At 58.2% G+C, this 22430-nt stretch carries 20 protein-coding genes, 1 tRNA gene and 1 pseudogene; 8 read left to right on the forward strand and 14 right to left on the reverse strand.

The genetic code is table 11. From position 1 onward, the window contains the following. Genes LKE28_09325 through LKE28_09335 form a run of 3 tightly spaced genes read left to right on the forward strand, consistent with a single transcriptional unit; the run spans position 1 to position 3789 of the window. Positions 1-948: an Hsp33 family molecular chaperone HslO gene (locus LKE28_09325; protein ID MCH3908414.1), complete on the forward strand. Its 948-nt coding sequence runs from the start codon at positions 1-3 to the stop codon at positions 946-948. Beyond that, the gene (gene rlmKL, locus LKE28_09330; protein ID MCH3908415.1) at positions 948-3200 is read left to right on the forward strand and encodes a bifunctional 23S rRNA (guanine(2069)-N(7))-methyltransferase RlmK/23S rRNA (guanine(2445)-N(2))-methyltransferase RlmL; all 2253 of its coding nucleotides are present in this window, start codon (positions 948-950) and stop codon (positions 3198-3200) included. Before LKE28_09325 ends, rlmKL begins: the two co-directional genes overlap by 1 nt. Further along, positions 3184-3789, forward strand: coding sequence for a CpXC domain-containing protein (locus LKE28_09335; protein MCH3908416.1), 606 nt, complete (start codon positions 3184-3186; stop codon positions 3787-3789). The genes rlmKL and LKE28_09335 overlap by 17 nt, the downstream gene beginning before the upstream one ends. Here LKE28_09335 and LKE28_09340 read toward each other — a convergent pair whose 3' ends face one another. Together LKE28_09340 and LKE28_09345 are read right to left on the reverse strand one after the other, a co-directional pair. Then, entirely contained in the window at positions 3790-4539 is a 750-nt protein-coding gene (locus LKE28_09340; protein MCH3908417.1) for a Fic family protein, read from the reverse strand. A gap of 106 nt (positions 4540-4645) precedes the next feature. Then, complete coding sequence (locus LKE28_09345) at positions 4646-5749, reverse strand: hypothetical protein (protein MCH3908418.1); 1104 nt, start codon at positions 5747-5749, stop codon at positions 4646-4648. A gap of 131 nt (positions 5750-5880) precedes the next feature. On the opposite strand from LKE28_09345, the gene LKE28_09350 reads away from it, so the two are divergent. Together LKE28_09350 and LKE28_09355 are read left to right on the forward strand one after the other, a co-directional pair. Continuing rightward, a complete protein-coding gene (locus tag LKE28_09350) occupies positions 5881-6462 on the forward strand; it encodes a TIGR00730 family Rossman fold protein (protein MCH3908419.1) in 582 nt (193 codons plus the stop codon). Next, positions 6459-7421, forward strand: a complete 963-nt coding sequence (locus tag LKE28_09355) for a YitT family protein (protein ID MCH3908420.1) — start codon at positions 6459-6461, stop codon at positions 7419-7421. Before LKE28_09350 ends, LKE28_09355 begins: the two co-directional genes overlap by 4 nt. Here LKE28_09355 and LKE28_09360 read toward each other — a convergent pair. After that, entirely contained in the window at positions 7369-8277 is a 909-nt protein-coding gene (locus tag LKE28_09360; GenBank protein ID MCH3908421.1) for a hypothetical protein, read from the reverse strand. The two genes, LKE28_09355 and LKE28_09360, sit on opposite strands and share 53 nt — an antisense overlap. Before the next feature lie 76 nt (positions 8278-8353). Here LKE28_09360 and LKE28_09365 point away from each other — a divergent pair, with 76 nt between their 5' ends. After that, positions 8354-8626, forward strand: coding sequence for a hypothetical protein (locus LKE28_09365; protein ID MCH3908422.1), 273 nt, complete (start codon positions 8354-8356; stop codon positions 8624-8626). Here the strand turns inward: LKE28_09365 and LKE28_09370 are convergent. From LKE28_09370 to LKE28_09400, 7 genes and pseudogenes are all read right to left on the reverse strand, one after another. Continuing rightward, the gene (locus tag LKE28_09370; GenBank protein MCH3908423.1) at positions 8617-10032 is read right to left on the reverse strand and encodes a glycoside hydrolase family 43 protein; all 1416 of its coding nucleotides are present in this window, start codon (positions 10030-10032) and stop codon (positions 8617-8619) included. The two genes, LKE28_09365 and LKE28_09370, sit on opposite strands and share 10 nt — an antisense overlap. A gap of 2 nt (positions 10033-10034) precedes the next feature. Further along, positions 10035-10874, reverse strand: coding sequence for a carbohydrate ABC transporter permease (locus LKE28_09375; GenBank protein ID MCH3908424.1), 840 nt, complete (start codon positions 10872-10874; stop codon positions 10035-10037). After that, positions 10874-11779 carry a sugar ABC transporter permease gene (locus LKE28_09380; GenBank protein ID MCH3908425.1) on the reverse strand — a complete coding sequence of 302 codons (906 nt, stop codon included), beginning with the start codon at positions 11777-11779 and terminating at the stop codon, positions 10874-10876. Before LKE28_09380 ends, LKE28_09375 begins: the two co-directional genes overlap by 1 nt. Before the next feature lie 95 nt (positions 11780-11874). After that, complete coding sequence (locus LKE28_09385; protein MCH3908426.1) at positions 11875-13149, reverse strand: extracellular solute-binding protein; 1275 nt, start codon at positions 13147-13149, stop codon at positions 11875-11877. 32 nt (positions 13150-13181) lie between these two features. Then, positions 13182-15250 (reverse strand): annotated as a pseudogene (locus tag LKE28_09390) (glycoside hydrolase family 52 protein). Between the two features lie 132 nt (positions 15251-15382). Further along, on the reverse strand, positions 15383-16018 hold the full coding sequence (locus LKE28_09395; protein ID MCH3908427.1) for a response regulator transcription factor: 636 nt from the start codon (positions 16016-16018) through the stop codon (positions 15383-15385). Between the two features lie 9 nt (positions 16019-16027). Continuing rightward, positions 16028-18103, reverse strand: coding sequence for a substrate-binding domain-containing protein (locus LKE28_09400; protein MCH3908428.1), 2076 nt, complete (start codon positions 18101-18103; stop codon positions 16028-16030). Positions 18104-18261: 158 nt separating this feature from the next. Here LKE28_09400 and LKE28_09405 point away from each other — a divergent pair. Further along, positions 18262-18336, forward strand: a tRNA-Arg gene (locus tag LKE28_09405). 34 nt (positions 18337-18370) lie between these two features. Here LKE28_09405 and LKE28_09410 read toward each other — a convergent pair. Continuing rightward, on the reverse strand, positions 18371-19282 hold the full coding sequence (locus tag LKE28_09410) for a pectinesterase family protein (protein MCH3908429.1): 912 nt from the start codon (positions 19280-19282) through the stop codon (positions 18371-18373). 48 nt (positions 19283-19330) lie between these two features. Between LKE28_09410 and LKE28_09415 the strand changes: the two genes are divergently transcribed. Further along, positions 19331-20125 carry a phosphatase PAP2 family protein gene (locus tag LKE28_09415; protein ID MCH3908430.1) on the forward strand — a complete coding sequence of 265 codons (795 nt, stop codon included), beginning with the start codon at positions 19331-19333 and terminating at the stop codon, positions 20123-20125. On the opposite strand, the gene LKE28_09420 is transcribed toward LKE28_09415, so the two are convergent. The 3 genes from LKE28_09420 to LKE28_09430 are packed head-to-tail and all read right to left on the reverse strand — an operon-like array spanning position 20076 to position 22403. Further along, positions 20076-20912: a metal ABC transporter permease gene (locus tag LKE28_09420; GenBank protein MCH3908431.1), complete on the reverse strand. Its 837-nt coding sequence runs from the start codon at positions 20910-20912 to the stop codon at positions 20076-20078. The two genes, LKE28_09415 and LKE28_09420, sit on opposite strands and share 50 nt — an antisense overlap. Beyond that, positions 20905-21552, reverse strand: coding sequence for an ABC transporter ATP-binding protein (locus tag LKE28_09425; GenBank protein MCH3908432.1), 648 nt, complete (start codon positions 21550-21552; stop codon positions 20905-20907). Before LKE28_09425 ends, LKE28_09420 begins: the two co-directional genes overlap by 8 nt. Beyond that, positions 21549-22403 carry a zinc ABC transporter substrate-binding protein gene (locus LKE28_09430; GenBank protein MCH3908433.1) on the reverse strand — a complete coding sequence of 285 codons (855 nt, stop codon included), beginning with the start codon at positions 22401-22403 and terminating at the stop codon, positions 21549-21551. Before LKE28_09430 ends, LKE28_09425 begins: the two co-directional genes overlap by 4 nt. Between the last annotated feature and the right edge of the window lie 27 nt (positions 22404-22430).

Here is a 22430-nt window from a genome sequence, read left to right on the forward strand (position 1 = left end):
ATGATCAAACAACGAATCACCGACCCGGCTTTGCTGGATCATCTTTCTCATGTGGCCAAAGACGACCGCTATTTTTATATTCTCTGCGACGGACAAGTCCGCCTGACCGCTCTGAGCGGCACGTTGATGCTCAACGAAATGCAGGCGAACTTCCATACCGGTACGCTGGAGACCTACGTGTTGGGCAAGGCGTACCTGGCCGGAGCCCTGCTCGCCTCCACCGTCAAAGGCAACGACCGCATCCAGCTCAGCGTGGAATGCGGAGGGCCGCTGGGCGGCTACTTCGTCGAAGCGTGGGCCTGCGGAGCGGTGCGCGGATACCTGAAGCACAACCCCATCCCGTTGGACAAACCGCTTCAGAACAGCAATCTTTCCCTGCTGTACGGACCAGGGTTCCTCTCTGTCAGCAAGATTTTGGAAGGAGACAAACAACCCTACACCGGGCAAGTGATGCTGGAGTACGGCAACCTTGCCAAAGACTTGGCGTTGTACTACCAGCAGAGCGAACAGACCCCATCGGTGTTCGACCTGTCCGTCCAGTTCGACCCGGCAGGCCACGTCAGCGGAGCCGGAGCCCTGTTCTTCCAGGTGCTCCCCGGATGCAAACCGGAGGTGCTCGACCAGCTGGAAAAGGTGGTCTCCACCCTCAAGCCGCTGGGTGCCTACCTGGAGACGGGAAAATCCATGGAGGATTACGTACAGGAATTCCTTTCCGACCTGAAACCGGAAAAGGTGGGTGGAGGAATCGTCGGCTTCTCCTGCCCCTGCGACCGCAACGGGTTCGCCGGGTATCTGAAGCACTTGCCTTCTTCCCAACGGGAAGATATCCTGCAACACGGGCCGTTCCCGTTGGAATTGGTCTGCGTCAACTGCGGGAGCGTGTATACGTTCACCAAAGATGAACTTGAAGGGTTGCTGAATGATCCAGCGGCCAAGGAGAAACAGTAATGGTTTTTTTCGTCACGTCGGCACAATACGTCAATGACATCATCAGCGAGGAGATCGCCAAGGCGGGGGGAACGGACATCAATCCGATCTCCGGCGGCGTGGAATTCAGCGGAGACCTGAAGGCGGCCTATACGTTCTGCCTGCAAAGTCACGCCGCCACCCGTGTGCTGCTTGGTCTGTACGAAGAAGATGGCGTGGAATGTTCCGATGACCTGTACGCGGCATCCGTCGTCCTTCCCTGGGAACAGTGGCTTTCTCCAGAGAAGACGTTCGCCATCACCGAAACGGTCAAACACGTCGACTGGCTGCGCAATTCCCACTTCGCCGCCATCCGTCTGAAGGACGCCATCGTCGACCGTATCCGGTCCCAGTTCAACGACCAACGGCCCCAGGTGGATACGGACAACCCGGATGTGGTCTTCCACGTCCATCTGGACGGAGACCACGTCCAGTGGTACGTCGATTTCTCCGGCCGTGCGATGTACAAGCGAGGCTATCGTCGGGATGAGACGGAAGCCGTCCTGTCCGAATACCTTGCCAGCGCCGTGTTGTACCGCAGCGACTGGTTCAAGGCGATGCGCGCCGAAGGCACCGTCCCGGTGCTGTTCGATCCGTTCTGCGGCAGCGGCACGCTTCCCATCGAAGCGGCGTTGTACGCCACCGACACGGCGCCAGGGATCATCAATCCGAACCGCACGTTCGCCTTTGAGAAACTGCCGTTCCATGACGCCGCGCTGTGGGAGGGCTGCAAACAGGAAGCCATCGCAAAATCGGAAGAAGGGAAGAAACGCCCGGTGAAGATCTTTGCCTGGGATGTGGACAAGAACGCCATCAGGATCGCCAAGGAGAACGCCGCAGCGGCCGGCATGGATTCGTTCATCACCTTCGGGGTGCAGGATTTCACCGACACGCTGGCAGAGGATGTCCCTGCACCTCTGGGATACGTAGTCACCGACCCGCCCTACGGCGTGCGTCTGGACGACAATCCTTCCGCCCTTCCCCTGCTGTACCAGAAGATGGGGGACATCTTCTCCCAGCTGTTCCTTGGCTGGCACTTGTCTATCCTGTGCGGTGACCAGCGCCTCCTCTCCAACATCGACATGAAGCCCAACCGGACCAACAGTTTCATCAACGGCGGCATTCCCTGCCAGCTGGCCCACTACTATGTCTTCACCGCCGAAGAAAAGGCTGAATTGATCGCCAAAGCACAGAAACGCAGGGAGGAACGGCTTTCCCAACCGCTTTCCGAAGGTGCCCAGATGGCGTACAACCGTCTGAAGAAGAACCTGGAGGCCATCACCCCGCTGATGCAACAGCAAGGGGTCACCTGCTACCGGATCTATGACGCCGACATGCCGGAGTACAGCGCAGCCATCGACCTGTACGAGAACACCTGGATATCCCTGCAGGAGTACGAAGCGCCGGTCAGCATCCCGGAAGAGGACGCCGCACGACGTCTGGATGAATTGATCGACGCCACGGAGCGCGCCACCGGCATCGACCGGGAGAAGATCTACATCAAGCGAAGGTCCATCCAGAGCGGCAAGAAGCAGTACATCAGGTTCGCCGACACCAGCAAGTACTACATCGTCAACGAGAATGGCGCCAAGTACCTGGTCAACTTCACCGACTACCTGGATACCGGACTGTTTTTGGACCATCGTCCCATCCGGGCGAGAATCGCCCAGATGGCCAACGGAAAACGGTTCTGCAACCTGTTCTGCTACACCGGCAGCGCTACGGTGCAGGCGGCCAAAGGCGGAGCGCTTTCCACCGTCAGCGTGGACAGCTCGTCCACCTATCTGGATTGGGCCCAGCAGAACATGCGGCTGAACGGATACACGACGATGAACCACTTCTACTATCGCTCCGACTGCATGCAGTTCCTGTACGATACGTGGGACCGGTATGACCTGATCTTCTGCGATCCCCCCACCTACTCCAACAGCAAGAGCCGGGGAAGCTTCGACGTCCAGCGTGACCATGTCGATCTGATCAAAGCGTGCATGATGCATCTGGATCCCGGTGGGATTTTGATCTTCTCCACCAACTTCCGCAGATTCAAGATGGCGCCGTTCCTGTACGACGACTGGGACATCCAGGACATCACTCCCGAGACCATCGGGGATGATTTCGCCAGAGATCCGAAGATCCACTTCTGCTATCTGATCCGGAAGAAGGAAGAGGCACAGGTGGTCAAACCGACGGTCGTACGCAAGGTGGTGCTGAAACAACATGCCGACAAGTCATGACGTAATCACCCTCGCCTGCCCCAATTGTCACACCGAACAGAAGGTGAAAGCCTACACGGCTATCGACCTGTCCACGGATCCCAAGCTGGAACTTGGGATCCTCACCGACAGCGTGTTCACCCACACCTGCACCCACTGTGGCGCATCGTTCACCGTGACCAACGAACTGCTCGTCACCAATGCGGAGGTTCCGTTCGCCATACTGCTTGCCCCGGATTACCAACGGGGCGAGCCAAAGGCGCCGGATTCCCTGAAGGGATATATCAAACGGGTAGTACCGACGATCAACCAGTTGAAGGAAAAGGTGATGATCTTCCAGGCCTTGATGGACGATCGTGCCGTGGAACTGTGCAAACTGTACCTTTCCCTTCAGGAAGCCAGACAGGATGGGTATTATTTGTTCACCGAACACCGGGACGGGAATCTGAAATTCTCCTGGTTTGACGCCAACGATACGTTGGTGGATGCCATCCAGGTGCCGGACAGCCTGTACACCATGGTGCTTCCCAAGGCAAAGGGATTTGAAGTGGACGATGGGGTGTTCACCCCGCTGGACGCACTCTGGGCGCTTGACCGGATCGGCCAGTGATCACTCCACCGGAGTGACGATTTCCGTCAGGACGGAGATCAACAGCTGGTAATCGCCGTCGATGGCGCAGATGTCCGCTTCCAGAAGACGATCGGGATCAGCAGAGCCCCAGTCCGTCTCATAGCCGGCGTACAGCGCCATCAGATAAAAGAACAGCCGTTCCACCCTGCCGTTGCCGTCATTGAACGGATGGAGCGCTTCCATCTCTCCCATGAAATAGGCCAGTTCATTGACGAATTCTTCTTTTTCCAATCCTTTGAGATAATGGGCCGTCTGGATGCGAAGGAACAGGTTCTCCCCTTCCTGACGCAGGTAGCGGGGATCGCAGAAGACCGTCCTCCGCTTGATGTCCACCGTCCTGAGCTGTCCCGCGGAGGGATACACATCCCCGAACAGGCGGGCGTGCAGGTCAAGCAGGGAATCAAATTCAAACGGTGGTTGATGATCCTCCGAAAGAATCTCCGCCATACGGTAGCAACTGAACAGTGATTCAATCTCCTTCAGTTTTTGTCGGTTCCGCAGAGAAAAGTAATTGACCAGACAATGGGTATCCGGATAGTACGCGCTCTCTTCCACCGGTGTGTAATCCGTGGAAAGACCGTGCCGTTCGATATAGTCCTGGATCACCCCATCGGCACTGAGCTTGCCGTCAAGGATGTCCCGGACAGCGTCCATCTCCTCATCGAGGAACGAGAACCCTTCGGACTGATGACTGAAACGGATGAACCCTTCGGATAGCTTCTCTCTCATACCCAAACCTGTTGCGCTTCATAGTAGAGGATACACGAAAACATGGCAAGGAGCGGACCCAAAAAAGAGGGAGCCGACGCTCCCTCTTTGCATTCACGAGACATGTTTAGAACTGCAACCCCCACAGCAGGGAACCGGAAACGGTCTGGGCATCTTTCACCGTAGCGGGTGCAAGATAATACCGGTACGCGACATCCACTCCCACGTAGGCATGCTTGGAGTACAGATACGCCATGCTGAGGTGTCCACCCACGCCATAGGTCAACTGGTTCCAATCAATCGCCGATTCCACGGAGGAGGAAGCGAAGCCACCGCCACCCAAGCGAAGCAGGAACTTGCCAGCCGTAAGGTCGTAATCCAGATAGCCGTTCACCGCGACATCGTGATGAATGTTCTGCCAGAATACAGGATCAAACACCTGGCTGTAACTCTGCGTCGAGTACGGTTCATACAACCCTTGCAGGGTAAAGCCGATGCCGCTGGACTTTCCAAAACTCACGATATGGGAGAAGGAAAGATCCAAACCAGCGGAAACGTTCCACTGTTGTTGGTTGATCAACGTATCTGACAAGCCATACGAAGCGCCACCCATCAGGCCCATGGAAAAGGAGAACTTACCCGGGGCTTTTTCTTTTGTCTGGACAGGTTCGGTTTCCGCCACAGGCGCCGGTTCTTCGGAAGCAGGTTCCGTGACAGCCTCAGGAGTTTCCGTCACAGGCGCAGGCTCTTCGGAAGCAGGTTCCGTAGCTACCTCTTCCGGGGCTTCTTCGGTCGGTGCGGATGCCGCTTCACTGGAAGCAGGTTCCGTGGCTGCACTTTCCACCGGTGCCGGCTCAGCAGCCACCTCTTGCTGTGCTTCAGGTACTGCCGCTTCCGTGGCATCCGCTCCAGCGGGAGCCTCTTCTGCAGCAGCGCTCTCCAACGGCTCCGCCGTGGCGGTGGCGCTGGTGCTGAAATTCACGCCATCATACGATTGCTGAAGATACAGGGTATAGCTTTGCGAACCATCCAAACCTTCGACGGTATACGTCGTCTGATCTGCGTTCACGACGATCCATTTGTCCGGGTCTTCCCCACCGATCTGGTACCGAAATGTGGTAACCTGAGGATCATCCACAGACCACTCCCATGTGATGGCGACAGGAACGGCAAACAGCGTAGTGGTTGCAAAAAGCAGCAACAACATGATACTCATAATGCGTCTGTTCATCTGATTTCTCCTTCTGGGAATATACAATTAACCTGAATAATAGTACATCTCTCTTTGAAGAATAACAAGTAATCGAAAAAGCGGCTACGTTTCCCATTTTCTTCTTCCCTGTTTCAGGATATGCTGTACCCATGCAGATGTTCCATCGATTGACCGTTTTCTGCGCGAGCTCCTTAGGAAACAACCCCTCATACCGTACCGCCGTCGTCGCCTTTGGGACGATGATGGCCCAGCATGGCATTGATCTGGTGTACGGAGGCGGAACCCGAGGATTGATGGGGGTGCTGGCCGACACGCTCCGTCAGGCAGGGAGAGAAGTGACCGGTGTGCTGCCACGGGCGATGAACAAGCCTTCCGTACGGACCCATGCGGCGGAAAGCGCGTTGATCATCACGGATGGGATGCACCAACGCAAAGATACGATGTACCGTCTGGGAGACGGGTTCGTCGCACTCCCCGGAGGCATCGGCACGCTGGAAGAGCTGATGGAAATCTACACCTGGCTGCAATTGGGGTACCACCACAAGCCGATCGGTCTGCTCAACACGAACGATTACTACGGACATCTGGTGGACTTTCTCAAGCACAGCGAACATGAAGGATTTCTGGGAAAGGAATGCCTGGATGCGCTGTGCGTCGATGATGATCCCGAACGGCTCCTCATCAAAATGGAGGCGTCCGGCACCAATCTGCCGGACAAGTTGGCACCATGACAAAACGACAGTACCGCCTGGTGGAGTACAGCTCCATCATCATTGGTTCGGCGCTCACCGCGCTGGGGATTGCCCTGTTCACCGCTCCGGCGAAGATCGTCGGAGGAGGGGCGAGCGGCATCGCCACCATCCTGTTCCACCTGAAAGGATGGGACATCGGACTGGTCACGCTGGCCATCAACATCCCATTGTTCTTTTTGGGCATGAAGGTGTTCGGAAACACCTACGGTATCCGCTCGTTGATCGGCACCCTTCTGCTTTCCGGATTCATTTCGCTGTTTGACCGTATTTCCGGATACCAGAGCGCATTGGACCTGAGCAAGAACTCCAACTACCTGCTCTCCGCGCTGTTCGGCGCAGCCTTGCAGGGTGTGGGCATCGGACTGGTGATCCGTGGAGGCTCAAACACCGGAGGAACGGACATCATTGCCCAGATCCTGGCCCGGTTCACCTTCCTCACCCAAGGCTTGGCCATGTTCGTCGTCGACGGCATCATCATCGCCTTCAGTGCCGTATATTTTGGATTGGAATCAGCGTTGTACGGCGTGCTGTGCGCCTACATCAGCACACTGATGATTGACAAGATCATCCTCAGTCTGGGAACCAACAAGGAAAAGACCGCGTTCATCATCAGCCAGCACCCCGAAGGCATCGAGGCGGCCATCATGGAGAAACTGGGTCACGGGGGCACGATCTTCACCGCCCGTGGCATGTACACCAAGACGGAACGCCCGGTGATCATGAGCGTCATCACCAACCATGAAGTGGCCAGCCTGACGAAGATCGTCCATCAGGAAGACCCCAAAGCCTTTATGATCATCCAGGACGCCTTTGAAGTCCTCGGTGAGGGATTCACCCCCATCGAGGAAGCCACCTGGGATGATGAACACGATGTGACGCAGAAACCTATCGCTCCCAAAGCTGGGAAGGATAGTACTTCGCCTCGATCTTCTTCCTGAGCTCCGTCCGGACAATCTCCCGGTCTGCGCTGTAGGTCATGCCGAACCACTTCTCATCGGTGGTGTACATCTTGATGCGTCCTTCCCCACTGGTGACGATCTCACTGGCGCCGTTGGGAAGCAGGCATTCCGCCTTGGGGGACGTGAGGTTGTCTGCCAGGAACCGCTCCCAGTACCCATGGAAATGCTCGAACGCCTTGGGGGTGAACCCGAAGAAGTTCATCGACACCCATTCCTTGCCGGTAAGCGGGATGTCTTTTCCCCCAAAGTGGGTGACCGGTTTGCCGTCGACGAATTCGATCTGGGTGTTCTCCACCATCTTCTGCAGATATCCGTCGGCATCCACCGTGCAGAGGCCCCGGCTCACCGAACCCTGCAGCGACATGGTGTTTTCCAGCACATAGCCGACCATGCAGTGCTCCGTACTCTCATTCTTCTCGGTGGAAAGCGGTTTGACGATCGTCTGGAACGCCTTCCTGCCGTAGTAATCATCACTGTTCAGCACGAGGAACGGCGTATGGACCTCAGGCTCCGCGCAGAGGAGCGCCTGGATCGTCCCCCACGGTTTCTGCCGCTTCTGCTGGGCGAATTGCTCCGGGGTGAGCAGGCTGTCGATGTTCTGAAACACATAGGACGCGTCCATGTTCCGGGCGATCCGGTCGAACAACCGTTCGCGGAAATCATGCTCGATATCCTTGCGGATGATGAACACCACTTTGTCAAATCCACTCAATTTCGCGTCATAAATGCCAAAGTCAAGCAACGTCTCTCCATGCATTCCCACGGAGTCGATCTGCTTCACTCCGCCATAACGGCTCCCCATGCCAGCCGCAAGCACCACTACTGTCGGTTTCATAGCACCCTCCAACGCAGAGCATAATCCGTTCGGCGGGAGATTGGCAATCTCCCCCAACCGTCCTATGATGGGTGATATGGACAATTGCACATGGTATTCCGATGTGATCCGTTTCTGCCGGCAGAACGACACCTGCCAGCACTGTCCGTACCATCTGGTCAACGACACCAAAATCGACGGTACGCTTCCCTGCTTCTCCAGCAAGGAAAACCTTGCTTTGCTTTCTGATTGGCTTGGGCAACCCCATCAGGGACAATCCGTGCCCGGCGAGGAGATCGAGTCAATGATGGACGAGATCGTCCAGGAAGACGACGAGGACTATCTGATGCATGATCTGGATCACGCCTGAAGCGAACGGAAGGAAACCTCCCCACACTCTGCATACGGTCCCACCAAGACTCCGGTGAACGTCATCGTACGGGTCCCTTCGGCGCAGAGGCCCGCCACACTCAGAGACCCCAACAACCGCAGATGTTCCGGGTTGTTTCCCCACCGGAACTGATACGAACGAGGGTCTGACACAATCTCCAGCACCAACGAATCCGGAAGTCCGTCCGGCATCCACACCGAGGAGACGGGAACCGTCATTCCGTGCAAGCATTGCCAGAGTGACACCCGGTTTGCCCCCGTATCAACACGGATGGCGAGGAACGTGTCGTTGGAAAGATAGGCGGCAACGCCAAAGACTGCGGAGGACGTCCAATCATGAACCAGCGTCCGCATCCTGCACCCGAACTCCTGTTGCCGGATGCCAAAGAACGACGGATTCCCCATTGGCGAGGAAAGCTCCGACCCATTTCCCCTCAGCCGCATGGCTCCATCCTTCCAGATCGGCATCCACTGCGGCACTCGTGGGGAAAGATACTCCTCGCGATCGGTCAGAACGATATTCTGGACGCTCTCTTTGAACGTTCCTTCATCCGGCTGGATATGGAACCATCCATCCACGTCAAACACCACCGTCCCCAGAAATGTTTCCCGTCCCAGAGCATGCAACAACAAACCGGGAAGCGGACGAACACCCAGAAACACCGCCTTCCACCGCCCTTCTCCATCCGGGGTGAGATCAGCATGGCCCAGGCACTGCACCGGCTCCTCCGGCCTGTCCCGGGAAGAGAGGATCGGATTGTATGGACAGGGCTGGTACGGTCCCCAGAGCGCTGAGGAACGGAACAGCGTCTCCATATGGCCGTACTCCGTTCCCCCTTCGGCGAGCATCAGGTAATACCACCCATTCATCACATACAGATGCGGTCCTTCCGGATAGCGGCCGCCGGAACCGGAGGTGAGGAGTCGTGGGGACGCAAGCACGGTTCCCGTATCAAGGTCGACCGGCGCCATGATGATGCCTGCGCCGTTGGTCAGCAGATACGCCTTCCCATCCCCATCAAAGAACAGCGAGGGATCGATCCCAGGCATGGCGAGGGGAATGGGGTCGGACCACGGGCCTTGGGGATGGTCGGCGACGAACAGGCAGTTTCCCAGCCGTGTCACGTCGGTGACGGTGACGTACCATTTCCCTTGGTGGGTGCGAATCGTCGCGGCGAACAGGCCGCGGGAGGCGCGCATCGCCATCCAGCCCAATTGCTCTGGGCGTTCGGCTACGTGTCCCACACACTCCCAATGGACAAGGTCCTCACTGCGGGAGACCGGCAGTCCCGGAAAAAACTCGAAGGTGGAATTTACCAAATACCAGGCATCCTCTCCCCGGCAGATGCTGGGATCAGGATGGAACCCACGGAGGATCGGACGCACGTTCACTCCTTGATGGCCCCTGCCAGTGTCCCCTGGAGGATCCACCGATGGCCGAACAGGTACATGATGATCGTCGGCGCCATGGAGATGATCACCGCGGCGGCATACCGGGGCATTCGGTCAGTACCGTAGGCGTTGAGGAACTGGGAGACACGGAGCTGCATGGTGAACAGTTTCTGGTCATTCAGCATGATCAACGACAGGAAGTAATCGCTCCAGGCGGAAATGAACACCAGGAGCAAGGCAAGCACCGTCGCAGGATTTGCCAGCGGCAACATGATGCGCGACAAGGTGGCCCAGTGTCCCGCGCCATCGATGCGCGCCGCATCGGAGAGTTCGTTGGGAAGCGCGGCGAAGAACGAGCGGTAGATCAACGTCCAGAACGGAATGAGGAACGCCGACATCGGAAGGATCAGGCCGATCAACGTGTTGGACAGGCCGAGCTTGATGTTCAGCTTGTACAGGGGGATCAACCCCATCTGGATCGGGATGAAATAGCCGATCAAAATGGCGTAGAACAGGATTTCCGTTGTTTTGGAACGATATTTTGCGAACACATATCCGGCCAGGGCGGAAGACGGGACGGTGACCAGAATCGCCCCCAGACTGACGATCAACGTATTGAGCAATCCCTGTCCGATCTGGATCGCTTCCCAGGCATCCTGGAAGTTGGACCACAGGAACTGTTTCGGCCAAGCCCAAGGGTCGTAGGCGTATTCCAGTTGCGTCTTGAAGACGAACATCCAGGGAAGCAGCATGGGAAGCAAAATGGTCAACGAAAGCAAAATCAGGATGATCGTGATGATCACCTCAGGAACTCCGTATCTGACGTGTCTGCCCATCACTTGCCTCCTTCATCCCCGCCGTGACCGGCGAACTCCAGCACGGTGAACACCAACGAAAGGATCAGAATCACCACACCGATGGCCGAGGCCCGTCCGTACTGCCAGTTGATGAATCCCTGCCGGTACAGGCTGATGCCCAGGGTAATCGTCGCGTATCCTGGTCCTCCGGTAGTCATCATGTAGGGAAGATCAAACAATTTCAGGCTGCCGATGGTGCACAGCACCGCCAGGATCCGGAAGGCTCCTTTCAGATTGGGCAGAACGATGTACCAGGCGTACTTCCACCCGGTCACCCCGTCAATCTCCGCCGCTTCCTTCATGTCCTTGGGCATCTGTTCGATCTTGGACATCAGAAAGATGATGGGGAAGCCGGTATACGCCCAGGTCGCCACGGCGAACACCGACCAGAAGGCGATGTGCACGTCCCCAAGGAAATCAATGTCTTCAAGCCATTTCCACCCGGCATTCGCCCCGATGCTGTTCAGGATCCCGTTGGTCGGGGAGAAGACGAACTTGCCCAACATCGCCGTAATGGCCGAGGGCAGAACGTTGGCCAGGTAGAAGATCGCCCGCATCGGCCGGGTGAACCGGTTGATGTAGAACGTCAGGGAAAAGGCGATGAAAAACGCCAAGGGCAACTGGATGATGATGCTCCAGAACGCCCAGAGAAACACATGGAGCAGACCTTGCTGGAATTCCTCGCTGGCGAACAGCTTTTTATAGTTCTCCCATCCGATGAACCGGTCCGCTCCAAGCCCGGAGGACTTCATGAACGACAGGCGGAACGTCTCTGCGATCGGATAATACATGAATACGGCCAAAAACAGAAACGCCGGAAGGATGCAGAAAAAGATGAACCGCCTCCGGTCCCTTTCCGCCTTCTTCCGAATCTGCCGTGACATGGCCGATAGTTCTCCCGCCTGCATGGTTCGTTCCTCCTCTTCCACAAAACCATTGGCGACGCCCCCCCCCAACGGAGGCATCGCCGGAATAACCATTATTTCTTCACCGGTCCCACTTCATCCGCGACCAATGCCTCGAACTGGTTCATCGCCGCAGCGACATCGCTGCCAGGCAGGAAGAAGTTCTGGATGGTATCGTTCAGCGGGGAAGTGACTGCCGGAGGTAGATCCTGGTCCCACCAGAACTGCACCGTCTTGGACTGGGAGAAGAGCTCACTGGCCATACCGGTCAGGTTGTTCTTCGCCGGGACGCCCGGAACAGAGCAGATCCGTCCAGGATCGGCACCGCACGCCTCAACGCTCATCGCATAGGTGAGGAACCGCACCACGGCGTCTTTCTTCGCCTCAGCCTTCTTGGTGACGATGAATCCGATGTCCGTCTGGCCCATCACATCGGTCACCTTGCCCACTCCGCCTTCCAGCACCGGGAACGCGTAGAATCCCAGCTTCTGGTCGGTGAACGTAGGATCGGAGAACTGCGCGCACATCCAGGAACCGGTGACCATCATCGCGGCTTTGCCGCTGGCCATCTGCTGCTGTGCATCTCCATAGGCATCGCCCAGCGGCTTGGAGCCAAAGTATCCTTTGGTCACCCACTGCTGGTACTTCTGCGCCGCCTTGATGAACGTCGGATCGTTGAACCCGATCTTCCGGGCCTGGGCGGAACCAAACGCGTCCCCGCCGTACCGGTTGACCAGGTACATGTACATGGCAAGCGGAGGCCATTTATCCTTGGCGCCGCAGGCAAACGGCTGCACGCCCTTGGCCAGCAACGTGTCACACACCTTCTCCATCTCGGCGATGGTCGTCGGCGGCGTCAGCCCGTACTTGGCGAAAATCTCTTCGTTGAGGAAGATGCCGGCCACGGCGAAGAACGGCGCGACGCCGTAAATCTTGCCCTTCCACGACATGGCATCCTGGGCGGCTTTGCTGCCGGGAATGCTCCCCAGTTCCTTGGTCATGTCCAACAGACGACCGGCATCGGCGTATCCGCCCATCACCGAGCCGCCCCAGCTCTGGATGATCTCCGGAAGCTGGTCCACACCGCTTGCCATGGTGATCTTCGTCTTGTCGGCAAGACCGGGATCACCCAATGCGATGTAATCCAGTTTGATGTCCGGATTCTGCTTCTGGAAATTCTCCAGAAGGTCATGCATGTAGATATGGTCGGATGACGTATCCGCGATATCCCGTCCCCAGATGGTCAACGTGACCGGCCCGCTGGACGCAGTCGCTTCCTTCCCTCCCTGGGCGAACAGGAACGCCGGCAACAGTGCCAGCACCACCAACACCAACAGATGTTTCTTCATGAAAACCCCTCCTTTTGGGTCGTACCCGTATCTCAATCCCCGTCCCACCGCTCCTGCGGCAGGCGTAAGGAATCATAGCTGTGATAAGGAAGCACGGTGAGGATGGATGTCACCAACCGTGGATACAGCCGGCTTCCCAGATCCTTCCCGTCGGACGCGTCCACCTGGTCCGTCATGGAGAAGCGGGATGTCCCTCCGAACAACCACGAGGCATGGACGTCATCCCGACGGACCAGCACGGGATCCACCCCGAGGATCCGCTCGGCGACGAACTGGTTGAGGAAAATCTTGCTCAACCAGGTGTTTCTGCTGGTGGAGGAAAGCTTCCATCCTCCCGACGTGGCGTCAATGCACCGCCCCGGTTTGAGCACCGTCAGCAGATGCCGCCGAAGCATCAGCAGAAGATCGCGGTTCGGGCCATGGGCGGAAAGCGCCTCTGGCGCTCCGCAGAAATAGGGATACACCAGCCCTTCGATGGCCGGAATGATCATCGAACGGTTTCCTCGCTCGAACACGGCGGGGATGTACCCCTCGTCGGGAAGGAACCTGCTTTGCACCGTGGCGGAAATGCGATCGGCCATCTGGGATGCCTTGCGGGCGCTGGAAGGATCCCGCTTGTCCTTGGCGAAGAACGCAGAGAGGGAGACGAACGCCCCCCAGGCTTTCATCGCCAGGTACAGGTTGTTCCTGGCCTGTCCCAGACTGACATCCAGCGAATCATACGTGGTGATCTCCGCGCCCCGGCCGCACCGGTCGGAATCCACGTCCATCACCCCATCCTTGTTTGCGTCCCGGGCGATGATGGAGGACAACCCTTCCTGCATCACATCCAGGTTACGCTTCGCCCAATCATCCCCATCCTTCGCGTTGTGGCAGTACAGACAGGCAAGGAGCAGGAAGTTCAGCGTCTCCTCGTAACTCATGAAGCTGAAGCAATCGGAGAGGTCGGTCAACTCATACGAAGAGTTCCCATCCGGGGTGAACCCATCGGCCACGCCCTGGTCATGGCAGAACGCGACGCCATACGCGTCACGATACCGGGACCGGGCAAGGAAGAAATCCAGTTCGTTCTCCACCGTCCATGGGGAGTACGCAAGTTCCCAGAATGCCTGGTCGACGGTCAGATCCAATGTGTTCATCATCTGGTACTCACCCTCGTTGACAACGAACACCGGTCGTCCCTGGGTGTCCAGAAGCAGTTCCGAGTTGGCAAGATAGGAATGCACCGCACCGCAGAACAGGAGCCGTTGTGCGGGCGAAACCGGCAGATTTTCGGCAAACCGATCCTGCTCATCCGCCTGTTTGATCTTTTCCTGCGCCTTCTCCAACGTGAATTCCAGGACATCCTCAAGATTGCGGAACAAGGAGGCATAGTACCGTTGCATCGGCTCGACCGCGGTGACTACTCCGCTTTCGAACACCCCGGCGGCGACGACGAACGTCCGTTTGACCCCCGCAGGGATGGTGAACCGAAGCCCACCTTCCGAAGAAAGCCGCCTGAGCACCGGTGTTCCCTCGAACATCGTGGCCAACGGATTCCAGTCCAGCACCTCATCAACGCCATCCTGGGCGAACGCGGCGAAGCCCATACCGGGTTCCACGACGCCATTCCCAACAACCTTCCCCCCGTCGCGTCAGAGAATGGCCGCCGCACCCCCTGCATCAAAAAGAAGCCGGAAAGCGGTTCGGCGGAACCGGTATTGTCAAATGTAAGGGAGAGCACCACCGACGGACAGTACGCGTCCCGGAGCAGATCCGTGCTGGTATGGGAAGGATCCTGCTTGTCCCCGAAGAACGATGCGATCTGCAGGGTCATCAGACCGGCCTTCCACGTCTCACTGCCCAACGACGTGACCCGGGTGATCTCTTCCTGAGAAAATACGGTATACGGAGCGGGAGCCGGCGTGTCATCCTTTCCGGTGTACGCCGAACTGCCGAGACCGGCCTGTTCGGTGCCGAGAAACGGAAAGAGACAGGGTGGACAGGATGCGACACGATAACCGACGTACATACCGGTCTGTGGCGGTTTGACGTCCCCAAGGACGAATCCCGCGCCTTCATTCCGTTTTCCCAGCACCAGGGAAGCGTACGCGCCCCACATGCCATGCTGGGTGTAGTAATCGTTCCAACCGTTCGGTGTTTCGTTCATGCCAGTCCCTCGATTGACATGATAGCCCGGCTTTTCCCAGGGGAACATCGGAAGTATCGTCCATTTTTCTGTAGGCAAAAGTTCCTACTTCCTGCTGTTCCACGTAGCGGCGAACCGCCTGAGCTCCCCGGCGCTGGACAACCCCAGCTTTCCCTTGATGCGTTCCTGGTGGGTGTGCACCGTCTTGACGGACAGGTGGAGGCGCTCGGCGATGTCACTGGCCCCATACCCCTTGCCCAGCAAGGTGAAGATCTCGAACTCCCGTTCCGTCAAGGCCGCCGCGGGATCGACGGAAAGACCGGAAGCGCAACGCTCGGCAAGCCGTTCCCGGAGGTTGTCACTGACCCCCAGCCCTCCGGAGAGAATGGTGCGGATGGCGCCGATCAACACATTGGGCTCTTCGTGTTTCATCACGTACCCCCGAGCCCCCGCTTTGACGGCCCGTTCCCCATACAGGTTCTCGTCGTGCATCGAGACGACCAGCACCCCCATGCCGGGGCAGAGCGTCCTGCATTCCTTGACGAACGACAATCCATCTTCATCCTGCAGGGAGATGTCCACAATGGCGATGTTCGGTTTTCCCTTGGACAGGAGCGCCCTTGCCTCGGCGACGGTGGAAGCCTCCCCGAAACAGTCCAGACCCAGTTCCTGATGGATCAACGTCCGGATGCCCATCCGATATAGAGGGTGGTCATCCAACAACAAAAACGTCCCGCGCATACCACGCTCCTATTGGGCCACCCTGCAGGTGACGGTGGTCCCTGCAGGAGATGACCGGATGCCAAGTTTCCCTTCGATGAGATTGGCGCGGTACGAAAGGATCCTCAGTCCCATGCCACGCCCCCGGCTCCGCTCCGCGTCAAACCCGCTTCCGTTGTCCGAAACCTCCACCGTGACCATCCCATGATCCAAAAACATCCCTACGTGGATCGCTCTGGCCTTGGAATGCCGCACGGCGTTGTTCAACGATTCCTGGATGATCCGGTACAGCTGGAACGCCTTCTCCCGGTTCTGCACGGAGAATCCTTCCTGGACGGTCAGCTGGATGGGAACGTTCCCCTCCTCCCGGGCGATCAACTGGCGCACCGCATCGACGATGCCGTTCTCCTCCAGATCGGCCGGATACAGGTTGCGGGAGATCTGCTTCGCCTTGTACGCCGTCGAAAGTGCTGCGTGGGAAAGTTCCCCCGCCATCTTTTTCGCGTCGCTGTGCTCCTCCGGCAGACTGTTCTCCAACGCTGCGGCCAGCATGCCGATGCCGGCGATATCCTGGCACAGGTCGTCGTGGATGTCCTGCCCGATGCGCGTCATGATGTCGTTGGAGTTGTCCAACAGTTCCCGTTCCAGCACTTTTCTCCGTGATATCTCTTCCTTCAGATGGCGGTTGGCCATGGACAGCTCCACCGTCCGGCGTTTGACCTGTTCCTCCAACGCCGTCTCCCGATGCTTTTCCAGCGTCATCACCGACGCCCCTTTCAAACTGGTGGACAAGATGTCCCGGAGGGTGGCGTACACATGGCGGTCGGCGGAATCGGCGGAGCAGAGCAGGTAGCCGATCTGCTCCTGTCCGAACTGAAGCGGTTCGCACACGTAGGCAAGGGTCTGTGGGGAAAGCCCGCTGGGAAGCAGCAGTGAGGTGGGGAACCGTACCCCGTACGGCGTGAGGATCCGAATGTCCCCGTCATGGGAGAGCATCAACAGGTCGGACCATTCCGGCGAGGAGGATTTGGTGTCAAACAACACGACGGCGCAACAGGAGATGGCAAGATCCCGGACGCCTTCGGCAAGCTCCCGAAGAATATCCTCCAGGGAGAACGAGCGGACCATCGCCGACTCGATGCGCCGAAGGAGCGCCGTCCGCTCCTCAGCGGCAACCCGCTTGGAAACCTCCTCCCGAAGCCGCTGCTCCAGCACTTGAAGGGAAAGGGCGTCCAATGCCCCGACGCACCCGCAGGATTCCCGCACCACGAACGCCGAGGAAAGGTCGGAGACTTCGTCTTCCGGCCTGCCGGAACGAAACCGCATGGCAAGGTAGCGCACCGCCTGCCGTCCCAACTCGGCCATCGGCTGGTGGATGGTGGTCAGCGGCGGCAGAGACTGCAGACTGTCCGGAATATCGTCAAAACCGGTGACGGAGACCGCCTCGGGAACGGGAATACCATGCTCGGAGAGTGCCCGGATGGCACCCATGGCCATCTGGTCGTTGGCCGCCACCACGGCGTCGAAGCCCCACCCGGAAGCGATCAACGCCATCACTTCATGGTATGCCCGCTCCTCCAGAAAATCCCCATAGCGGATCTCCGCCTTGGCTCCCGGAGCGAGCTCTTCGATCATTTCCTTGAATTCCGCTTCCCGTTGCTCGCTTTCCGGGTGGTTGCGGGGCCCGGCCAAGAACACGAAGCTATGCCGATCATGCACTTTGATCAAATGGGCGACTTCTGACCGGATCCCCCCTTTGGTATTGGCCTTGAGAAACGCCACACCGGGGAATTCCACCCCCAGGGAGACCATCGGAATGCCGGAAAACCGCGCCAGATACCCTGCGATCCGCTGGGTGTCGTACGACGATCCCATCGTGTTGGTCATGATGATCAACCCATCCAGACGAGCCAATGCGGCAAGGGAGAACGCCGTCTCATCCAACGCCCCGGCCCGCCGCTGTGTCTCGGCGTTGCTGCCCTCAAAGAATACCAACTGGAACGATGAACGGGCCCCTTCCTCCACGGCGCCCTGGAAGACGGCATGCTGGTATGACTCTTCAAACTGCGTGGCGAGAAATCCAATCCGCAACCGTTCACTGCGCATACCGTCCCTCCTTCGGGCTCAGTATACACCCATTTCCCGCTGACGCAAGGAAACAGTCAACGCTCCAAAATTGGGAATACGCAACACAGGAAGAATTCTGCAAGAACCCTTGAAAAACTGGGAGCAAACCGTTAGAGTGTCTGTTGTCCCAAATTGATGGCTCTATAGCTCAATTGGATTAGAGCGTCTCCCTCCGGAGGAGAAGGTCGTGCGTTCGAATCGCACTAGAGTCAACCACAGGCCGCAGAAAACTGCGGCCTGTTTGTTTTACGGCATCCCAAACGACGTGACCAACGTTGCGGCTTCCGCTTCCGTCAGCTCCCTCGCAGGAGGAAGACGCCGCATCGGCTGTACACCGCTGCAATGATACTCTGCGAAGCCGAACCGCTTCTCCGCCTCCCGCCCCTGCCAGCCATGGAACCCATCCGGATGGATCTGGGCGCCATACGTGCAACGGATGCAGGTCACCTTTCCTTCGGGACGCCATGGGCGCATCAGATAGACCGAACCATCCGGCGCGCCGTCAGACAGAAAACGGCAATCAGCAAAGACAAAGCCCCTGTCTCTCCGATTTCCCGAAGGGGCGGCGACATACCCCGGCCCCCGGGAGATGATGTCACAATGGGAGAACAATGCGTCCGCCCCGCCAAAAATGAAGTCAATGTCCCCGGTGATCACCGAATCGACGACCACCACCTCGCTTTTCAACCGGGGGGCGAACACCCGAGGGCCAAAGAACCCACGCGGTTCCCTCTCCTTCTGGGGAAGGGGAGCAAGGAACAACGTATCCTGCCACCCTTCCAGTGCCATCTTTTCCAATCTGGCATGCCGGACGTCCAGATACAATGCCACCGCCTGCCCCACCTCGCTTCCTTTCCCCGCCGTGTTGCGGATGGTCAGGTTCACCAAGCGCAGGCGCTCACCGGAAAAGAACGCTGTGGAGGAGCGGAACGTCCCCCGTTTGTATCCATCAGAGACCGTTTCCCACGCCCCATCGTCCCAGCTGACCACGGCGCCATCCTCCCCGACCAGCGTCAGGTCATGTTTGTCACAGAACAGCTTTTCGTGGTATTCACCCTTCTTCACCACCACCCTCGCCGGAATCCGGTACGGAATGGCGTCAAGCGCCTCCTGGATGGAGGAGTAGTCCCCTCCTTTTCCCACGGTCAGTTCCACCATGTCTCCCTCCGCCTTGAGCATACCCCGTTTCTCCGCTATGCTTCCAGTATGCGCGCACATCATATTCCGTTGTTGTTGCTTTGCCTGGTGCTCGGCACCTCCTCCCTCACCGCCCAGCCGTTTCGGCTCTCTCCGCTGACAGACGGCATCTTTACCGGCTCCGCTCTTACGGCAAACGGCACGGCATGGCTGTTGGAAACCACCTACACAAAACCTGTAGCAGGTACACTCTCGCTGGATTCAGTCAATCCGTTTGACCGGATGCTGGTCTATTCGTACAACGAAACGCTGGACCATGTGGGAACGGCGCTGGAAGTGGCAAGCCTGGGGACGGTCGCCGCGCTCTCGGCCACGGACAGCGGACAGTGGGGCACCATCGCCGTGATGTACGCTGAGAGTGTGCTACTCTCCAACGGACTGAAGAACATCGCCAAGGCGACGATCACCCGGGCGCGGCCATACCGGTACTTTGATTCCGCACCAGAGGCGGATGACCAAGACAGCAGTTTCTTCTCCGGCCACACCACGCTGGCGTTCACCGGAGCGACCTTCACCAGCTACGTGTTCAGCGCCTATTTCCCCGATTCCCCATGGAAGATTCCCGTCATCGCGGCAAGCTACGCCCTTGCCACGGCGACGGCCGCCAGCAGGATCGCCAGCGGCTCACACTTCCTCTCTGATGTCCTGGTCGGAGCGGCCGTCGGCTCGCTCTCCGGATTCCTTGTGCCGTTCCTTCACCGGACGTTTCCCCAGCCGAAGGAATCGGAGAAACCGATTCCCAAACAGTTCTACCTTACCGCGTCCCTTGTGCCTGACGGATTCTGGGTACGATGCGATTTCTGAACAGGGAAAGCACGAAGTAGCAGACTACAGCCACGATGACAATCGTCGCGCCGCTGGAAAGATCCAGCGTGTAACTCAACGCAAGCCCCGCGAAGCAGTAGGCAAGACAGAAGCCCATGGCGGCCAGCATGCGGCTGGCAAGTCTCCGGGTGAACAACGCGGCGGTTGCGGCGGGCGCGGAGAGCAGGGCGATGACCATGATGATGCCAACCAGCCTGATCAACACGACGACGGACAGGGCGATGAGAATCTGCAGCGCGTATTCCAGGAACCGGGTATTCAGCCCGGAGACGTAGGCGAACTCTTCATCGAACAGATATGTTTTCCAATCCTGGAACAACAGGAAAACGGTCGCCAGCACAACGATGGAAAGTACCAGCATCAGATACAAGTCAGCGGTGACGACAGAGAGGATGTTCCCGAACAGATACGAACTCAGGTCGGGGGGATAGCCAGGCATCAAGGAGACGAACAGCACGCCCAACGCCATGCCCAGCGACCAGAACAGCGCGATGGCCACGTCGCTCTTCATCTTTCCGCTTCTGCGGACGTATCCGATGCCCACCGCCGCCGTTACGGAGAACAGCGCTGCGCCCAGCATCGGGGAGAAACCACAGAGGTATCCCAGCCCCACGCCGCCGTAGGCCGTATGGGCGATACCACCGCTCATCATCACTAATTTCTTCTCCACGATGATCACGCCGATGACGCCACAGACGACGGAAGCCATCAGGCTGGCAAGCACGGCGTGCCGGAGAAACTGATAGGAAACCAACGCCTCAAACATCCAGCACCCTCCCGTCCAGACGAACGATGTGATCGACCTTTCCCTGGATCCCCTCCACATCATGGGTAACCAGCACGATGGTCATCCCTTCCCGATGAAGTCCTTCCAACACGCGATAGACGTGCTCCCGGCTCTCCGGATCAATGCTTGCCGTCGGCTCATCCAACAGCAGCATCTTCGGCTGGACGGCCAGGCACCGGGCGATGAGAAGCCGCTGGAACTGCCCGCCGGACAACTCCCCCACCAGGCGAGCCCCCAGGTCGGAGATTCCGACCAGTTCCATCATGCGCCGTGCGATGTCCGTCCTCCGGTGACGGTGAAACGGATGCAGGCCCCCACCATCGGCACCGCTTTCCGCAACTTCCGTCACGGTGATGGGGAAAGACCGCTCCATCGTCCCGTACTGGGGGACGTATCCCACCAACCGGGTGCGGGGATCATACGGCTTTCCGAAGACGGAAACCGTACCGCTGGAAGCCGGGCACAGCCCGAGCACCGCCTTCAGAAGGGTGGATTTCCCACCCCCGTTCGGCCCGACGATTCCCACCAGCTCCCCCTGAGCAACGGAAAGGGAGACGCCTCGGAGCGCCTCCACTTCCTCGTAGCGGACACAGAGGTCCTTCACTTCCAGCGCGTTCATGTGGCCGCGTCCCGGAAGGCCTCAGCCATCCTGTGCAAGTTATCCAGATAATCCGCGGCAAGCGGTTCCAGTTTGACCGTCACCCCTCCGATCTCCTCGGCGAACGCGACGCTCTGGCGATTGTCCACTTCCGCCTGGTAGAAGATCACCTTGGCCCCATCCTTCCGGGCGAGATCAACCATTTCCCGCATGTGTTTCGGGGTCGCTTCCTTTCCCTCTTCCTCCAAGGCGTACTGGGTCAAGCCGTATTCATCGGCGAAGTACCCGAAGGCGGGATGGAACACGATGAAGCTTTTTCCCTGCATGCCGGAGAGACTTGCACGGATTTCCGCGTCGGCATCAGAGAGCTGTTGCGTGAAGGCTTCAGCGTTTTTCTGGAACTCCGCTGCCTTCTGTGGCATCAGGCGGGACGCCTCCGCCTGGATGGCATCGACCATCACCTTCACCCGACGGACGGACAACCAGATGTGGGGATCCCGCTCCCCCCCCAGCTTGAGGTCCGGATACTGCTCCCGCACCTTGTCCTGCAGCTTGACCACCGGAATGGTCACCGACGGTAACACGGCGTTCTCCGCAGGAACCCCGATGGCCAGGTAGAGGTCAGCCTTTTCCAAGGCAGCTTTCTGCTTCACCGTAGGCTCATAGGTTTCCGGGCTCGCGCCGGGAGGGATCATCAGAAGCACGTCAAACGCGTCTCCACAGACCGCCTTGACGAAGGTCTCTTCGGGAACGATGGATACGGAGATGACCGGTTTCCCATCCGTTTTCGTTTCGTTTGTTCCTGCCGCCATGACAGGAAGCGTGCACAACAGACACGCGATCAGGACCAATCCTTGCGGGAATCGTTTCATATCATTCCTTTAATTTGCAAATTATTT

The sequence above is a fragment of the Sphaerochaeta sp. genome (assembly GCA_022482495.1).
In the GTDB taxonomy this organism is placed as follows: Bacteria; Spirochaetota; Spirochaetia; order Sphaerochaetales; family Sphaerochaetaceae; genus RUG023.

Excerpts from the sequence above, each read along its gene's own strand:
- LKE28_09325 (MCH3908414.1), top strand. The coding sequence starts at position 1 with ATGATCAAACAACGAATCACCGACCCGGCTTTGCTGGATCATCTTTCT.
- rlmKL (MCH3908415.1), top strand. The coding sequence starts at position 948 with ATGGTTTTTTTCGTCACGTCGGCACAATACGTCAATGACATCATCAGC.
- LKE28_09335 (MCH3908416.1), top strand. The coding sequence starts at position 3,184 with ATGCCGACAAGTCATGACGTAATCACCCTCGCCTGCCCCAATTGTCAC.
- LKE28_09340 (MCH3908417.1), bottom strand. The coding sequence starts at position 4,539 with ATGAGAGAGAAGCTATCCGAAGGGTTCATCCGTTTCAGTCATCAGTCC.
- LKE28_09345 (MCH3908418.1), bottom strand. The coding sequence starts at position 5,749 with ATGAACAGACGCATTATGAGTATCATGTTGTTGCTGCTTTTTGCAACC.
- LKE28_09350 (MCH3908419.1), top strand. The coding sequence starts at position 5,881 with ATGCAGATGTTCCATCGATTGACCGTTTTCTGCGCGAGCTCCTTAGGA.
- LKE28_09355 (MCH3908420.1), top strand. The coding sequence starts at position 6,459 with ATGACAAAACGACAGTACCGCCTGGTGGAGTACAGCTCCATCATCATT.
- LKE28_09360 (MCH3908421.1), bottom strand. The coding sequence starts at position 8,277 with ATGAAACCGACAGTAGTGGTGCTTGCGGCTGGCATGGGGAGCCGTTAT.
- LKE28_09365 (MCH3908422.1), top strand. The coding sequence starts at position 8,354 with ATGGACAATTGCACATGGTATTCCGATGTGATCCGTTTCTGCCGGCAG.
- LKE28_09375 (MCH3908424.1), bottom strand. The coding sequence starts at position 10,874 with ATGGGCAGACACGTCAGATACGGAGTTCCTGAGGTGATCATCACGATC.
- LKE28_09380 (MCH3908425.1), bottom strand. The coding sequence starts at position 11,779 with ATGTCACGGCAGATTCGGAAGAAGGCGGAAAGGGACCGGAGGCGGTTC.
- LKE28_09385 (MCH3908426.1), bottom strand. The coding sequence starts at position 13,149 with ATGAAGAAACATCTGTTGGTGTTGGTGGTGCTGGCACTGTTGCCGGCG.
- LKE28_09395 (MCH3908427.1), bottom strand. The coding sequence starts at position 16,018 with ATGCGCGGGACGTTTTTGTTGTTGGATGACCACCCTCTATATCGGATG.
- LKE28_09400 (MCH3908428.1), bottom strand. The coding sequence starts at position 18,103 with ATGCGCAGTGAACGGTTGCGGATTGGATTTCTCGCCACGCAGTTTGAA.
- LKE28_09410 (MCH3908429.1), bottom strand. The coding sequence starts at position 19,282 with ATGGTGGAACTGACCGTGGGAAAAGGAGGGGACTACTCCTCCATCCAG.
- LKE28_09415 (MCH3908430.1), top strand. The coding sequence starts at position 19,331 with ATGCGCGCACATCATATTCCGTTGTTGTTGCTTTGCCTGGTGCTCGGC.
- LKE28_09420 (MCH3908431.1), bottom strand. The coding sequence starts at position 20,912 with ATGTTTGAGGCGTTGGTTTCCTATCAGTTTCTCCGGCACGCCGTGCTT.
- LKE28_09425 (MCH3908432.1), bottom strand. The coding sequence starts at position 21,552 with ATGAACGCGCTGGAAGTGAAGGACCTCTGTGTCCGCTACGAGGAAGTG.
- LKE28_09430 (MCH3908433.1), bottom strand. The coding sequence starts at position 22,403 with ATGAAACGATTCCCGCAAGGATTGGTCCTGATCGCGTGTCTGTTGTGC.